Origin of the sequence: Cloacibacterium normanense, assembly GCF_002943105.1 — a bacterium.
Taxonomy (GTDB): Bacteria; Bacteroidota; Bacteroidia; order Flavobacteriales; family Weeksellaceae; genus Cloacibacterium.
Genome location: NZ_PTPZ01000003.1, coordinates 374681 through 390873, shown reverse-complemented (window position 1 = coordinate 390873; position 16193 = coordinate 374681). Strand labels below are relative to the sequence as shown.

Annotated in this window: 12 protein-coding genes; 2 read left to right on the top strand and 10 right to left on the bottom strand. The window is 34.4% G+C overall.

The features are described 5' to 3' along the window. The first annotated feature begins 6 nt into the window (after positions 1-6). The gene (locus C3729_RS07215) at positions 7-969 is read left to right on the top strand and encodes a glycosyltransferase family 2 protein (protein ID WP_104793527.1); all 963 of its coding nucleotides are present in this window, start codon (positions 7-9) and stop codon (positions 967-969) included. Positions 970-991: 22 nt separating this feature from the next. After that, entirely contained in the window at positions 992-1546 is a 555-nt protein-coding gene (locus C3729_RS07210) for a 3'-5' exonuclease (protein ID WP_104793526.1), read from the top strand. A 63-nt stretch (positions 1547-1609) separates the two neighbouring features. Here C3729_RS07210 and apaG read toward each other — a convergent pair whose 3' ends face one another. The 10 genes from apaG to ppdK form a co-directional block, all read right to left on the bottom strand. Further along, entirely contained in the window at positions 1610-1996 is a 387-nt protein-coding gene (apaG, locus tag C3729_RS07205) for a Co2+/Mg2+ efflux protein ApaG (RefSeq protein ID WP_069797320.1), read from the bottom strand. 108 nt (positions 1997-2104) lie between these two features. Then, on the bottom strand, positions 2105-3331 hold the full coding sequence (gene odhB / locus C3729_RS07200; RefSeq protein ID WP_104793525.1) for a 2-oxoglutarate dehydrogenase complex dihydrolipoyllysine-residue succinyltransferase: 1227 nt from the start codon (positions 3329-3331) through the stop codon (positions 2105-2107). A 13-nt stretch (positions 3332-3344) separates the two neighbouring features. Then, on the bottom strand, positions 3345-3938 hold the full coding sequence (locus C3729_RS07195; protein ID WP_104793524.1) for a hypothetical protein: 594 nt from the start codon (positions 3936-3938) through the stop codon (positions 3345-3347). Between the two features lie 3 nt (positions 3939-3941). After that, positions 3942-6743, bottom strand: coding sequence for a 2-oxoglutarate dehydrogenase E1 component (locus C3729_RS07190; protein ID WP_104793523.1), 2802 nt, complete (start codon positions 6741-6743; stop codon positions 3942-3944). 180 nt (positions 6744-6923) lie between these two features. Beyond that, on the bottom strand, positions 6924-8018 hold the full coding sequence (locus C3729_RS07185; protein ID WP_317615411.1) for a polyketide cyclase: 1095 nt from the start codon (positions 8016-8018) through the stop codon (positions 6924-6926). Between the two features lie 16 nt (positions 8019-8034). Further along, positions 8035-8439, bottom strand: a complete 405-nt coding sequence (locus C3729_RS07180; RefSeq protein WP_104793521.1) for a hypothetical protein — start codon at positions 8437-8439, stop codon at positions 8035-8037. 88 nt (positions 8440-8527) lie between these two features. Further along, positions 8528-9799 (bottom strand): glucose-1-phosphate adenylyltransferase, encoded by a 1272-nt coding sequence (locus C3729_RS07175; RefSeq protein ID WP_104793520.1) that lies wholly within the window; start codon positions 9797-9799, stop codon positions 8528-8530. 67 nt (positions 9800-9866) lie between these two features. Beyond that, the gene (locus C3729_RS07170) at positions 9867-11276 is read right to left on the bottom strand and encodes a glycogen synthase (RefSeq protein WP_104793519.1); all 1410 of its coding nucleotides are present in this window, start codon (positions 11274-11276) and stop codon (positions 9867-9869) included. A 36-nt stretch (positions 11277-11312) separates the two neighbouring features. Then, entirely contained in the window at positions 11313-13250 is a 1938-nt protein-coding gene (gene glgB, locus C3729_RS07165) for a 1,4-alpha-glucan branching protein GlgB (protein WP_104793629.1), read from the bottom strand. Positions 13251-13411: 161 nt separating this feature from the next. After that, the gene (ppdK, locus tag C3729_RS07160) at positions 13412-16177 is read right to left on the bottom strand and encodes a pyruvate, phosphate dikinase (protein ID WP_104793518.1); all 2766 of its coding nucleotides are present in this window, start codon (positions 16175-16177) and stop codon (positions 13412-13414) included. Between the last annotated feature and the right edge of the window lie 16 nt (positions 16178-16193).

Genomic DNA, 16193 nt, shown 5'->3' with positions numbered 1-16193 from the left:
TTTATTTTGAAAACTGCTATCGCTATCCTCAATTGGAACGGAAAAAAATGGTTAGAAAAATTCTTACCCAATGTGTTAGAATATTCTGACGAAGCTACGGTTTATGTAATAGACAACGCTTCTAAAGATGATTCCGTTGCTTTTGTAGAAAAATATTTCCCAACGGTAAAAATCATCATCAATGCTAAAAATTCTGGCTTTGCTGGTGGTTATAACGAAGGTTTACAACACATAAAAGAAGAAATCTACTGTTTACTGAATTCTGATGTAGAAGTGACCGAAAATTGGATTACACCTATTCTAGAACTTTTTGAGAAAAATCCTGATATTGCTGCAATTCAGCCTAAAATTAGAGCTTTTAAAAATTCTAAATATTTTGAATTTGCAGGTGCAGCTGGTGGAATGATTGATCATCTTGGTTATCCTTATTGTAGAGGGAGAGTTTTCGAAATGATAGAAGAAGATTTGGGACAGTATGATGATGAAACAGAGATTTTTTGGGCAACTGGTTGTGCATTATTCATCAGAAGAGCAGATTTCTGGAAGATGAAAGGTTTTGACGAAAGATTTTTTGCCCATCAAGAAGAAATAGATTTATGTTGGCGTCTCAAAAATGCGGGAAGAAAAATTTATTATTGCGGAAAATCTACTGTTTTTCATGTTGGTGGTGGAACACTTAACAAGCAATCTCCACAAAAAACGTTTCTTAATTTCAGAAACAATTTGACCATGCTTCTTAAAAATTTGCCTACTTCTAGTCTTTTTTGGATTATTCCGTTAAGATTGGTTTTAGACGGAATTGCAGGAGTTTATTTCGGGATGAAAGATGGATTCCCACACTTAATTGCGGTACTAAAAGCGCATTTTGGTTTTTATGGAATGTTTGCCGAAAGTTTAAAATTAAGAAGTAAACATCAAATTAAAGACTATTACCAAAGTAAATGGTTGATTTTTAAACATTTTCTTTAACATCATTTCAAAAAAAACATTCATGAATTTTGTTGCATTAGATTTCGAAACGGCTACACACGAGAGAAACTCTGCGTGTGAATTAGGAATCTGCGTAGTAGAAAATTCTGAAATTGTAGAAACCAAAACTTGGCTCATTAAACCGCCGAGTTTTCCTTATTTCAATCCACACAATATCAATGTTCATGGGATTTATCCAAAAGACGTGGCTCATGCTCCTACTTTTGATGAAATTTGGTACGAAATAGAAGATTTGCTCTACGGAAATCTTATGATTGCCCACAATGCTTCTTTTGATGCGGGAGTTTTGCGCAGTTGCCTTGATTATTATGGTATTTTCAAGCCTAAAACAGAATATCTCTGCAGCATACAGATTGCCAAAAAATCTTGGAAAAATTTGACAAGTTATGGTTTAAAAAACCTCGCCAATTGTCATGATATACAATTTACGCATCACAGAGCTGGAGCTGATGCAGAAGTTTGTGCAAAGCTTTCTTTATTGGGTTTTGAAAGACTTTTGATTACCGAAAACGAAGAATTACCTGCACTTTTTAGCAAAAATTTGAAAGTTTTATAATTATTAAAATAAAAAAGTCAGAACACCAGCTCCGACTTCTTTACGTGAATTTTTATTTTAAAACTAATTACAAAGGACTTCTGAAACCAAATTAAATTTAGGAATATCAGACTCAAAAGTTTCTAAAGTTTCTAAATTTTTAAATATGTAGTTCCCTTGCATATTTCCTACTCCTGAACGCAAAATTACATTAGAAAAGTAGCTGAAAGACTCTCCTGGTTGTAATTCTGGAGTCATGCCGATTACTCCATCTCCCATCACCTCTGTAAATCCGAAACTTACATCATAAATCAGCCACCTTCTTTTCATGAGTTTTACTGCATCATTTCCTAGATTTTCTATGACAATATTGTATCTAAAAACAAAACGATTGTCTGCAGGAAAAGAATTTTTTACATCATATTCTGGGATTACAGAAACTTTGATGTTTTGAGTAATTGAAGAATACATTTTTAAAATTTTATGATGAAATAAAGATAACAAAAATCCCGCCGAAAAATCAGCGGGAGTTATTTATTTCATAAATAGTTAATATTTATGACTTTATTTTCTAAGAAATTAAAGTTCTAGCGCTTTTCTTTCGTCGCCACCCATTAGAATTTCTACTGGATTGTCTAGCGCTTCTTTTACTGCAACTAAGAAACCTACAGATTCTCTACCATCAATAATTCTGTGGTCATAAGAAACAGCTAAATACATCATTGGTCTGATTTCTACTTTGCCATTTACCGCAACTGGTCTTTCGATAATGTTGTGCATCCCTAAAATTGCAGATTGAGGTGGATTGATAATTGGTGTAGAAAGCATAGAACCGAAAACACCACCATTGGTAATGGTAAATGTACCGCCTGTCATTTCTTCGATGGTGATTTTACCGTCTCTTACTTTGGTTGCTAGTTCTTTAATACTTGCTTCTACTCCTCTTAAAGTAAGGTTTTCTGCATTTCTTAATACAGGAACCATTAAACCTTTAGGACCAGAAACCGCGATAGAAATATCACAGAATTCGTTGTTGATTTTATAATCTCCATCAATCATAGCGTTTACATCTGGATACATCTGTAAAGCTCTGGTTACCGCTTTGGTGAAGAAAGACATAAAACCAAGACCTATTCCGTGTTTTGCAGCGAATTCTTCTTTGTATTGTTTTCTGATTCTGAAAATTTCAGACATGTCAACTTCATTGAAGGTAGTTAACATCGCTGTTTCGTTTTTCACAGAAACCAATCTTGCTGCCAATTTTCTTCTTAAAACTGAAAGTTTAGTAGTGGTTTGAGCTCTGTTACCCGAAGAAACACCCATTGCTGGGGCACCTGGAGTTGCATTCAATGCATCTTCTTTGGTAATTCTTCCGTCTCTACCTGTTCCTGAAACTGCAGAAGCTTCAATTCCTTTTTCGTCTAGAATTTTCTTAGCAGCTGGAGATGGCGAATTGGTAGCATAAGTAGCAACTGGAGCAGCAGCAGGTTTTGGAGCCTCTACTTTTGGAGCTTCTTCCGCTTTTGGAGCTTCTGCAACTGGTGCAGCTGTACCTTCTGGTTTAGCTCCGCTCATATCAATTAAACAAACGACTTGACCAACTTTTACTACTTCTCCTTCTTCCGCTTTTAGGGTGATAATCCCTGCTTGTTCTGCTGGAAGCTCTAGTGTAGCTTTGTCTGAATCTACTTCAGCAATTGCTTGATCTTTTTCTACATAATCTCCGTCTTTTACCAACCAAGTTGCTATTTCTACTTCTGTGATTGATTCTCCTGGAGAAGGAACTTTCATTTCTAGTATTGACATTGTATGTATTTTTTTATTTTAAATCAGTGAGTATTTCTTCTGGAAGAAATTGTTTTAAGAGTTCTACTTGTTGTTTTTCGGCTACTGTAAATTTCCAATTTTTACCTTCATTAGAATTGGCAACTGCCATTTTGTATGACATAACCTCAAATTGATTGTTTTTTTCATTGAAAACTACATTTCCATCACCAAATTGCGATTTAAAAGCACCTAAATAAAGATTGATATTCTTTTGTTTTTCTTCGGCATCTTTTGCATTTACCACATCTGCTAATTCTACACTCATTTTTTGAGAGTAAAAAACTTTAGCATAAGATACATTTTGTATTTTCTGAGGAAATTCTTCCACTTTTAAAATGGTAGGAATCTCCAATGAAAATTTCATGTTAGGATCATTAAACATCTTATCAAAAATAAGCACCATGGTTTCTTTTGGTACAAATTTCAAAAATCCTTCATGAGCATATTGGTCTAATGCTTTAGAAAAATCTTTTTTTACAATCAATTGATTATAATCTAAGAACTGATTTTCTATTACTTTTACATTTGATTGTGCAAAAGTAATGATGGACCAACTCAATAATAAGATGTAAATAATTTTTTTCATGATTTAGTCATTTACCGTGGTAATAGGTCTTACCAAATCTACATTTTCTTCTGCTACTCCGAAAACTCTATTGATAACTCCTTTTTGGTTTTTCTCAAATTTCTTATGAGTTCCTGGAGCTGGAGTTCCACTTGCAACAGGAGCGATTACCTGAATGTTTTCGTTACGGAAATTACGCAACATATACGTCCAAGCTCCCATATTTTCTGGCTCTTCTTGTGCCCAAACAAATTCTTTTCTGTTAGAATATTTATCAAAAATACCTTGAATAATTTCTGGATTCAATGGATATAATTGTTCGATTCTTACCAAAGCAACTTTATCATCATTTAATTCTTCTTTCTTCGCCAATAATTCATAGTACAATTTACCTGAGCAGAATACTAATTTTTCTACTTTTTCTGGTTGAGCTGTAGCATCATCAATTACCGGTTGGAAACTTCCGTTTGCTAATTCTTCAACCGTAGAAATTACTCTTGGATGACGAAGTAATGATTTAGGCGTCATTACCACTAAAGGTTTTCTGAACGGGAATTTTTGTTGGCGTCTTAACAAGTGGAAATAATTAGCAGGTGTAGTACAATTCGCTACAATAATGTTTCCGTTTGCACATAAGTTGAGGAATCTTTCTAATCTTGCCGAAGAGTGTTCTGCACCTTGTCCTTCGAAACCGTGAGGTAAAAGCATTACCAAACCGTTCTGAATTTTCCATTTTTCTTCTGCTGCAACTAAATATTGGTCAATAATAATTTGAGCACCATTTACAAAATCTCCAAATTGCGCTTCCCAAATCGTCAAAGTATTAGGAGAGGCCATCGCATAACCGTAGTCAAAACCTAAAACACCGTATTCAGAAAGGTGAGAATTGTAAATATCAAATTTGTTATCAGAAACTTGTTTTAATGGAACGTATTCTTCTTCATTGTCTTCTGTTTTTACCACTGCGTGTCTGTGAGAAAAAGTACCTCTTTCTACGTCTTCCCCAGAAATTCTAATGGTACTGCCTTCAGTAAGAAGTGTTCCATACGCTAATAATTCACCCATTGCCCAATCTAGCGCATTATTTTCTACCATTTTTACTCTGGCATCGAATAATCTAGAAATTTTATTGATGAATTTTTTATCTGCTGGTAATGTAGAAATTTTAACTGCTAATTCTCTTAGCTTCTCTACATCATAAGTCGTATTATAATTTTCTAAAACTTGCTGAAGTTTTCCTAATAAAGCATAATTTTTCCAGTCCTCTTCCATGAAAATCGCCATGGTATTTCTTTCGATTTCCTTAGCTTCATCAAAGTTTTGGTCTAATAAATTTTTAAATTCTTTTTCCATTTCAGACATTACAGCATCTGAAACCACCCCTTCTTCTACGAGTTTTTTCTTGTAAATTTCTCTTGGATTAGGGTGCTTAGAAATAGATTTATATAAACTTGGCTGGGTAAATCTTGGTTCATCTCCTTCATTATGACCATATTTTCTGTACCCTAATAAATCTATGTATACATCTTTACCAAACTGTGCTCTATAATCAGCAGCAAATCTAATGGCGTGAACTACTGCTTCTACATCGTCTGCATTTACATGCATTACTGGAGAATCAGTCACTTTAGCAATATCTGTACAGTAAATAGAAGAACGAGCATCTAAATAGTTAGTGGTAAAACCAACTTGGTTATTCACTACAATGTGAACCGTTCCACCAGTTTTGTAACCTTCTAGCGTCATCATTTGTGCTACTTCATACACAATTCCTTGTCCTGCGATTGCAGCATCACCATGGATAACAATTGGCAACACTTTTTTAGCATTTCCTTGGTAAGTATGGTCTATTTTAGCTCTAGAAATTCCGCCAACCAAAGAAGCTACGGTTTCTAAGTGAGAAGGGTTAGGAACTAAGTTAATTCTTACTTCTTCACCAGAAGCTGTAGTTATTTTTTTAGATGAACCCAAGTGATATTTTACGTCACCAGAGAATACATCTTCTTCAAATTCTTTCCCTTCAAATTCTGAGAAAATTTGCTTATAAGATTTCTGGAAAATATTGGTTAAAACATTTAATCTACCTCTGTGAGCCATCCCAAGAATTACCTCATCTACTCCATGAAGAGAAGAACGAGAAATTAATTGGTCTAGCGCAGGAATTAATGATTCTCCACCTTCTAGAGAGAAACGTTTTTGACCTACGAATTTCGTGTGCAAGTAGTTTTCGAAAGCTACTGCTTGATTTAATTTGTGTAAAATCTCTTTTTTCTCAGCTGCAGAAAGAGTTGGGTGATTTTCATTCACATTAATCCATTCTCTGATGAATTTTTTCTCTTCTACACTCTGAATGTGCATATATTCTACCCCGATAGAATCACAATATCCTTTTTCTAGATGATTGATGATTTCTTGAAGCGTAGCTGCTCCATTTAGTCCAGCTTCTTTAGCAGAATTAAATTTGGTTTGTAAATCTGCTGGAGATAAACCAAAATTCTCAATTGATAAATCTGGAGAATACGCTCTACGTTCACGTACTGGATTGGTCTTGGTAAACAAGTGACCACGTCTTCTGTAATCATTAATTAAATTGATTACCTTGAATTCTTTTTCAATATTTTCTGGAATATTCCCAGTAGCGACAACATTAGAAGCCAATTGGGTAATAGAAACCTCATCTTCACTATAATTTGCTAGTGCAAAATCAAAACCTTGGAAAAATGATTTCCACGAAGGTTCTATAGAATCTGGGTACTTTAAATATTGTTGATATAAATCTTCAATAAATTGAGAGTGTGCTGCATTTAGAAATGAAAATCTGTCCATTTTCCGCCTTTTTCTTTGTTAGAAGTATAGTTTACGCAAAATTACTAAAAAAAAGCGAATTGAGGAACTTAAAAAGATGGTAAAAAGGTATAGCTTACATAATAAAAATCTATGCAATCTAAAAAATCGTTAAATAAAATTAAAATTTGTTAAAAAGTAGTTAAAAATGAGAATTTTGAACTATCTATAAACCGGCAAAGAAATTTTTATAGTGACTTCTTTTTTTGCATTCGGTGCTTCTATGAAAGTTTCTTGTAACTGACCATTTCTCATGCTGTCTTTTTGAGCTTTTTGTAAGAGTTGAGCAATCACTTTTATTCTATTTTCATATCTCCCTTTGTAATACATAATATAGTTTTCTGAAGCATTCAAAGTGCGGAAATTGAAATTATTATCAGAAAGTCCTTCTCTTTTTTTTACGGGAACTCCATAGAAATAAGAAACCTCTTTGTCTTTATAACTTCCTGGCTCTGTAATCAAAACGGGAACTCCAAATTCATCTTCCTTTTTACCTAAATCTTTGGTTACCAAACTGATGACTTTATTATGATTCAGTTCTATATTTTTAATTAAATCTCCTTTTTTATTCACACTCGAAACATTGATTCCCAATAGCAATTGACCGTCTTGTTTTTCGACCATGAGTGTATCATATTTAATTTTAGAAAGTAAAATTTCTTTGTCTACTTTTCCACTCAAGAGTTGAGATAGATTTACCATAGATTGGTCTATATTTCCTGCTACGAAATCTTCTGAAAGCAGATTAAGCGAACGTTTCAAAAATGGCAATCTAGGCGTGTGAACAAACCAAATGACTTTGGTTTTATTTCCTTGTGGTACAAATTTTACATTAATACTGTATGGATTACCGTTTTTCCCTTCGAACAATTGGTATTTAAGCGTAGAAAAAGGATTCTCATAACGAATAAAAAAATCTCCATAATCAGATTCATTTTTCTTGCTTTGATAATTCAAAGAAGAGCCTTGACCTTGATAAGGCGTATAATATGCGAAAGTGTAATCTTCTTTTGAAACAAAAAATTCATTCCATTGCGTGAAATTCTGCAAATTATTGAACTGAGGAAAAACCTTGTCAATAGGATAATTAATTTCTTTTTCAATGGTAAAACTTTTGCTTTCTTCTACAAAAAGCATAGAAACGGCATACACCGAAAACAAAAAGATACTTATATAAATTACAAATTTATACCAACGCATAATATAGGTTAAAAATAATGAGTAATCAGCAAATTGTATATTTTGCAGATTACTCATTACATATAATTATAGATTAATGTTCGTGCTCGTCTTCTGCTTTGCAAAGACCTACAATCGTGTGAAACGTATCATGAAGAGCCATAAAATCATTTTTAAGGGCTTCATCTGATGCTCCAGACTTAATTTTTTTATTGAAAGCTTTCGTTTCTTTCACTAATTTTTTCAAAGATTTCTTAATAGCATCTTTATTTCCAAAATCTGCTGGAATTTCTGAATTTTTGAAAGCAACTGCTTTGGTTTCCATTTCATCTATTCTGCTTTTAATCGGCGCAAAATTTCCTTCTTCGGCAGGGTGAAATGTTTGGCTCATGATTTTATGAAACTCTGTTTTTTCTTTCCATTCGCTAGTTTGCGCAGAAAAAAGTTGGCTCATAAAAAACACAGCCATTACGGTAAATAAAAATTTGATTTTTTTCATTTGTTTAATTTTTAGTTGAGCAAATTTAGAATTAAAAATCGGGCTTGCAAAAAAATTACAAGCCCGATTTCCTAAAAATAAAAAAACTCTATGGTATCACTGTTCCATCTTTTATGATGGCATCTTTTTTCACCACGATTATTCCGTCTTTTATAGAATGGGTTTTGAAATCTCCATCTGGTAAATGTTTGCTACCGATAATCCTTACATTGTTCCCAATATGACAGTTTTTATCTAAAATAGCATTTTCTATGTAACAGAATTTACCTACCCCGATGTTTGGAATTCCTTTAGCATCATTTTCTGCCATGTCTTCAGGATTTTGATAGTAATCTGCTCCCATGATATAAGAACGAATTATGGTACTTCCTTTTTCTATTCTGGTTCTGTTCCCAATGAGTGAATGCTCTATTTTATCCGCCATAATAATACATCCGTCCGCAAAAATGGCTTTATTCACAAAAGAACCATTGATTTTAGAAGGCGGCAACATTCTCGGTCTGGTATAAATTGGCGAATTGCTAAACATATTGAATTTTGGCAATTCATTGGTTAAATCCATATTCGCTTCGAAGAAAGAACCGATGGTTCCTATATCCGTCCAATAACCTTCGTATTGGTAACTTAGCGTATTATATCCGTTATTGATTGCATTTGGAATGAGGTCTTTGCCAAAGTCATCACCTTTGTCTTCCTCAAACATTTTTCTCAAAACTTTTTTATTGAAGACATAAATTCCCATAGAAGCAAGGTAATCTCTACCTTGTTGTTTCATATCATCAGAAACCTCAGAAGTCCAATCTGGCAATAAATCTGCAGATGGTTTTTCTATGAAAGAGGTGATTTGGTTTTCGTCATTGGCTTTTAAAATTCCAAAACCAGTAGCATCTTTACTGTTTACAGGAATGGTAGCAATGGTGATGTCTCCGCCATTTTCAACATGGAAATCTATCATTTCTTTGAAATCCATCTGGTACAATTGGTCACCAGAAAGAATGAGAATATAATCATAATCATATTTGTCTAAATGACGCATAGATTGTCTTACTGCATCTGCTGTTCCTTGATACCAATTTTCGTTATCTGTGCTTTGTTCAGCTGCCAAAATATCCACAAAACCTTTGCTAAAAATATCAAAGTGATAGGTGTTTTTGATATGAGAATTAAGCGAAGCCGAGTTAAACTGTGTGAGCACCAAAATTCTATTAAAGCCAGAATTAAGGCAATTAGAAATAGGAATGTCTACTAATCTGTATTTCCCTGCGATGGGAACTGCGGGCTTGGAACGCTTATCTGTAAGAGGAAATAATCTACTACCTCTACCTCCTCCTAATACAATAGATATAACACTTGGTTTCATATATTTTGTGGTTTTATTTTGAAATTTTATAAAAAGCGAAAATAGACTTCCTAAAAAGAAACTCTATTTAATTTTTACGATATAAATTTACATAATTTTCAGCAGATTTCTGCCAAGAAAAGTCCAAATTCATTATTGTTTTTCGTAAATTTCGCATTTCTTCTTTGTCATCATATAAATACAGCGCTCTTTTGATGGCATGTACAGCATCATCAGTTCCCGGGAAGGTATAATTTAAACCATAACCTCCTGAAGAAATGTCTGTTACGGTATCTTTTAACCCACCTGTATATCGTACAATTGGGATAGTTCCGTATCTCATGGCATACATTTGATTCAATCCACAAGGTTCTACACGAGAAGGCATTAGTAAGAAATCTGCACCTGCGTAAATCTTGTGTGACAAAGCTTCTTTGTATCCTAAATCCATCGCAAAATTCACATGAAATTCTTCTTGAAGTTGTTTCAGTGTATTTTCTATTTGAGGATTTCCAGAACCTAAAATGAGAATATTTAAAGCGCCTTCGGTTTCAGAAATGCTTCTTCTTACAATATCTGGTAACATATCTGCTCCTTTTTCGCCAGCAAATCTTCCAATAAAAGCAAAAAGCGGAAGTTCTGGATTCAAGCCATATTCTTCACAAAGCCATTTTTTATTTTTTTCTTTTCCTTCTTCAAAGTTCTCTCTAGAATAATGATCGTTGAGCATTATATCCGTCATAGGATTCCAAACTTCTGTATCTATCCCATTGATGATTCCATGTGCTTTTCTGTGTTCTTGTCTAATTAAGTCTTGTAAACCTTGCGCATCTTCAAACAACTCATGAATATAACCTTGAGAAACTGCAGTAAATTCATGACAACATTTAATCATAGTTGCCAAAGGATTAATTCTTCCGTTCCAATCGAGCAATCCCCATTTCCAAGCGTCGAAACGTGGCATATAATTAGACATTTGCCAATCCATCGTTCCTTGATATTCCCCATTATGAATGGTTCCTACGGTTTTTACGCCTTTTAAAAAATCAAAATCCTGACAATACTCTACCATAAACGGAACTAAACCCGTATGATAATCATGACAATGCAAGACATCTGGACGAATTTCCATAGCAGAAAGCCAATGCAAAACCGCATGCTGAAACGCTATAAACTGTTGACTTTCATCAAAATAACCATACACTTGGTCTCTATCTAGCAATCCAGGAATTTTCACCAAATACAATTCGTATCCTAAAACATTATGTTTTTCTTTCATGACCAAAACTTGGTACATGTGATGAATCTGATGAATAAAACCATCAAAAACTACTTCGAATTCGTTTTCGTTTACAAATGGTTTATTATACCAAGGCATTACTACTTTGGCATCAATTCCCATTTTGGTTTGGTATTTAGGAAGCGCACCTACTACATCTGCTAAACCGCCTACTTTAGCTACCGGAAAACATTCTACGCTTAAATGGAAGACTTTCATCTTAAGTTTGAGTTATGAGTTATAAATTATAAGTTATTATTTGCTTTTTGCTTGGTTCTTTTTAGTTTTCTCCGTTTGCTTTAAAATAATTCCTGAAAGCGGAGGCAAAGTAACAATCATAGAATTGGGTTTATTATTCCATGGAGTTTCTTCGTACCATTTGATTTCTGGAACTACTCCACTTCCTCCAAATTCTGGAGCATCTGAATTAAGAATCACTTTCCATTTTGTTCCTTCTTCTATACCAATTTTATAATCGAAAGTTCTAGGAGTAAGATTCAAAACAGACATGAGCACCTCATCTTCAGATTTTCCTTTTCTTAGAAAAACATAGATAGAATTATCTGCATCATCTGCTTCAATCCATTCAAAACCGTATGGATTGAAATTATTTTCGTAAAGTGCTTTTTCGGATTTGAAAACCGTATTCAAATTTTTCACAAAATTCTGCAATCCTTGATGTATAGGATATTGTAGAAGATGCCAATCTAAACTTTGGCTAAAATCCCATTCGTGAGTTTGCCCGAATTCACCACCCATGAAAAGCAATTTATTACCTGGATGCGTGTACATATAGGTGTACAATGCTCTCAAATTGGCATGTTTTTGCCATTCGTCACCTTGCATTTTAAAAATCAAACTGCTTTTTCCGTGTACTACTTCGTCATGAGATAATGGCAACATGTAGTTCTCATTATTCATGTACATGGTACTGAAAGTAAGTTTATGATGATGATATTTTCTAGCAATTGGATCTTCTTCGAAATAATCTAAGGTATCATGCATCCAACCCATCATCCATTTCATTCCAAAACCTAATCCGTCATCATAAATAGGTTTGGTAACTTTAGGAAAATCACTGCTGTCTTCTGCAATCGTTTGTATATCTGGAAATTCTCTGTACACAATTGTATTCATCTCTTTGATGAAATCTATCGCTTCCAGATTTCTGTTGTCTCCATATTTATTTGGTTCCCATTCTCCATCAGCTCTAGAATAATCTAACTCAAGCATAGAACGCACTGCATCTACACGTAAACCATCTGCATGATATCTATCGAGCCAAAAACAAGCATTCGAAATCAGGAAAGATTTTACTTCGTTTCTTCCGTAGTTGAAAATATGGGATTTCCAATCTGGGTGAAATCCTTTTCTTGGGTCTTCGTGTTCGTAGAGGAAACTTCCATCAAAATAATGCAAACCATTGGCATCTCCCGGAAAATGGGAAGGAACCCAATCGAGAATTACGCCAATTTCATTTTTGTGCAATTCTTCTATCAAATACATTAAATCTTGTGGCGTTCCAAAACGAGAACTCGCTGCGTAGAAACCTGTAATTTGGTAACCCCAGCTTGGATCGAAAGGATATTCCATCACAGGCATAAATTCTACATGTGTAAAATTCATTTCTTTAACATAAGGAACGAGTCTTTCTGCAATTTCTCTATACGTGAAAAAACGATTAGGATCATCTGTTCCTCTCATCCAAGAAGCCAAGTGAACTTCATAAACCGAAATAGGAGATTCTAAAGAATTTTTTTGATGGCGATTTTTCATCCATTCTTGGTCTTTCCATTCGTAGAAAGTAGTATCCACAATAGAAGCAGCCTGAATGGTTTGTTGCCACTTTAAAGCATAAGGATCTCCTTTTTCTAAATAAGCACCGCTATATGTTTGAATGCCATATTTGTAAATCACACCAAAATCTAAGCCTTCTATAAAACCTTCCCAAATCCCAGAACCATCCCAACGGATTTTGAGTTCAGAAACTCTAGAATCCCAATTATTGAAATCTCCAATTACGGAAACTTGCTTTGCATTAGGCGCCCAAACCGCAAAATAGATTCCTGTTTTACCGTCTATTTCTACTTTATGAGAACCCATTTTTTCGTAGAGTTTAAAGTGTTTTCCTTCACGGAAAAGATGGATATCAAATTCAGAGAATAGAGAATGAGGCACTACTTGGTAAGTCATGGTGATTTTAGTGTTTTTAGGAATGTTAAATAAACACACTAATTTACTGCAAGTAAACGAGAGTACAAAGTTTTAGGAGGTTAAATGTTTCTTAAATTTAGTAAAAAGAGAAGCCGCATAGAAAATTCTATGCGGCTTATCATTGTTAATTATAAATATTGTTATGAAGTTTTCACATATTTTTTATCTTCGATTGCAGCTTGTGCAGCAGCTAATCTAGCGATAGGAACTCTAAATGGAGAACAACTTACATAATTCATACCGATAGAATGACAGAATTTCACTGATTCTGCATCACCACCGTGCTCACCACAAATACCTACTTTTAAGTTTGGTTTTGTTTTTCTACCTCTTTCTACCCCGATTTTGATTAATTCACCAACACCAGATTGGTCAATAGATACGAATGGGTCTCCTGGCAATAATTTAAGGTCTAAATATTTAGGTAAGAATCCACCGATATCATCTCTAGAGAAACCAAACGACATTTGAGTTAAGTCATTAGTACCAAAACTGAAGAAGTCTGCTACCATTGCCATAGAATCTGCTTTAAGTGCTGCTCTAGGAATTTCAATCATGGTTCCGTACATGTAAGGAATTTTTTTAACTCCTAATTTCTCTAAAGTTTCATCATATACTTTATCTACGATTGCTTTTTGGTGAGAAAGTTCGTGTCTACCGCAAGTTACAGGAATCATAATTTCTGGGAATGCTTTTACGCCTTCTTTTTGTAATTCACCTGCTGCTTCGAAGATTGCTCTTACTTGCATTTCGGTAATTTCTGGATAAGAAACTCCTAAACGTACACCTCTGTGACCAAGCATTGGGTTGTTTTCGTGTAATGCAAGAATTCTTCTGTTTAAGATGCTCATGCTTACACCTAACTCTTTAGAAAGCTCTTGTAATTTTGCTTTATCGTGAGGTACGAATTCGTGTAATGGTGGGTCTAGTAATCTGATGGTTACTGGATTTCCTTTCATTACTTCTAATGTAGCTTTAATATCTCTCTTCACGAAAGTGAATAATTCATTAAGTGCTGACTTACGTTCTTGTTCGGTGTCACTCATAATCATTTTTCTTAATAAGAATAATGGTTTATCACTACCTTCACCATAGAACATGTGTTCAGTTCTGAAAAGACCAACACCTTCTGCTCCAAAATAAGTTGCTTGTTCTACATCTTTAGGTGTATCAGCATTGGTTCTTACACCCATTGTTTTGTATTTATCTACTAAAGTCATCAATTGTTTGTAAGATTGATTTTTATTTAAATCTACATCAATTAATGGTAAAGAACCTTCGTAAACAGTTCCTTTACTACCGTTTAGAGATACCCAATCTCCTTCTTTTATTTTTTTACCGTCTTTGGTTACAAAATATTTTTCTTTATCGTGGATAGAGATTTCGCTACATCCTACGATACAACATTTACCCCAACCTCTAGCTACTAAAGCTGCGTGAGAAGTCATACCACCTTTTGTAGTAAGAATTGCTTCAGATTTGTGCATACCATCTACATCTTCTGGAGAAGTTTCTTCTCTTACTAGGATTACTTTTTCTCCTTTAGAAGCCCATTCTACAGCATCTTCTGAAGAGAATACTACTCTACCTACAGCACCACCAGGACCAGCTGGTAAACCTTTAGCAATTACTTTATGAGTTTTTTCGATGTCTGGGTCGAACATTGGTAATAATAATTCTACCAACTGATTAGGATTTACTCTAAGGATTGCAGTTTCTGCATCAATCATTCCTTCCTTGTACATATCAGCAGCCATTTTTACTGCAGATACACCATTTCTTTTACCCACTCTACATTGTAGCATGTATAGTTTACCTTTTTCGATGGTAAATTCTATATCTTGCATGTCTTTGTAGTGTTTTTCTAATCTTTGTTGAATTTCATCAAGCTCTTTGTATTGCTCTGGCATGAATTTCTCTAAAGTAGTTAAATTTTTACTGTGGTCATTTTTAGAATATTGATTGATAGGAGCTGGAGTTCTGATACCCGCTACTACGTCTTCTCCTTGAGCATTTACTAAATATTCTCCATAGAATTTATTTTCACCGTTTCCTGGGTTTCGAGTGAAAGCTACACCAGTACAAGAGTCATTACCCATGTTACCGAATACCATAGCTTGTACGTTTACAGCAGTTCCCCATTCATCTGGAATTCTTTCGATTCTTCTGTACTCAATTGCACGTTTTCCGTTCCAAGAAGCGAATACAGCACCTACACCTCCCATTAATTGATCCCAAGGAGTTTCAGGGAAGTCTTGTTTTAGGTGTTTTTTAGTTAAAGCTTTGAATTCTTTTACTAATTTTTTAAGATCATCAGCAGAAAGATCAGTATCTAATTCTACGCCTTTTTCTTTTTTAACTTCTTCTAATCTTTCGTCCATGATTTTACGGATACCAATACCTTTTGCTGGTTCCATACCACCTGCTTTTTCGATTACTACGTCTGCATACATCATTACTAATCTTCTGTAAGCATCGTAAGCAAATCTTTCGTCACCGCTTTCTGCGATAAGACCTTGAATAGTTTCGTCGTTAAGACCAATGTTAAGAACGGTATCCATCATTCCTGGCATAGATTTTCTAGCACCAGAACGTACAGACATTAATAAAGGATTTTTAACGTCTCCGAATTTTTTGCCCATTAATTTTTCAACTTGAGCAAGTGCATCTTTTATTTGCTTTTCTAATGTAGAAGGATATTGTCTTTTATTATCGTAGAAATACGTACATACTTCTGTAGTGATGGTAAAACCGGGAGGAACAGGTAGTTTAAGATCTTTGTGACCTGCCATTTCTGCTAAGTTAGCACCTTTTCCACCAAGTAGATTCTTCATTGACTCATTTCCATCGGCTTTACCACCACCGAAGGAATACACATACTTTTCATTTTTTGCTGTTGTAGCCATAATATATTAATTTGTT

What these genes read in the sequence shown, in the direction of transcription:
- odhB (WP_104793525.1), bottom strand. Translation starts at nt 3,331, where the DNA reads ATGTCAATACTAGAAATGAAAGTTCCTTCTCCAGGAGAATCAATCACA.
- C3729_RS07190 (WP_104793523.1), bottom strand. Translation starts at nt 6,743, where the DNA reads ATGGACAGATTTTCATTTCTAAATGCAGCACACTCTCAATTTATTGAA.
- glgB (WP_104793629.1), bottom strand. Translation starts at nt 13,250, where the DNA reads ATGACTTACCAAGTAGTGCCTCATTCTCTATTCTCTGAATTTGATATC.
- C3729_RS07210 (WP_104793526.1), top strand. Translation starts at nt 992, where the DNA reads ATGAATTTTGTTGCATTAGATTTCGAAACGGCTACACACGAGAGAAAC.
- C3729_RS07180 (WP_104793521.1), bottom strand. Translation starts at nt 8,439, where the DNA reads ATGAAAAAAATCAAATTTTTATTTACCGTAATGGCTGTGTTTTTTATG.
- C3729_RS07185 (WP_317615411.1), bottom strand. Translation starts at nt 8,018, where the DNA reads ATGAGTAATCTGCAAAATATACAATTTGCTGATTACTCATTATTTTTA.
- ppdK (WP_104793518.1), bottom strand. Translation starts at nt 16,177, where the DNA reads ATGGCTACAACAGCAAAAAATGAAAAGTATGTGTATTCCTTCGGTGGT.
- C3729_RS07170 (WP_104793519.1), bottom strand. Translation starts at nt 11,276, where the DNA reads ATGAAAGTCTTCCATTTAAGCGTAGAATGTTTTCCGGTAGCTAAAGTA.
- C3729_RS07175 (WP_104793520.1), bottom strand. Translation starts at nt 9,799, where the DNA reads ATGAAACCAAGTGTTATATCTATTGTATTAGGAGGAGGTAGAGGTAGT.
- apaG (WP_069797320.1), bottom strand. Translation starts at nt 1,996, where the DNA reads ATGTATTCTTCAATTACTCAAAACATCAAAGTTTCTGTAATCCCAGAA.
- C3729_RS07195 (WP_104793524.1), bottom strand. Translation starts at nt 3,938, where the DNA reads ATGAAAAAAATTATTTACATCTTATTATTGAGTTGGTCCATCATTACT.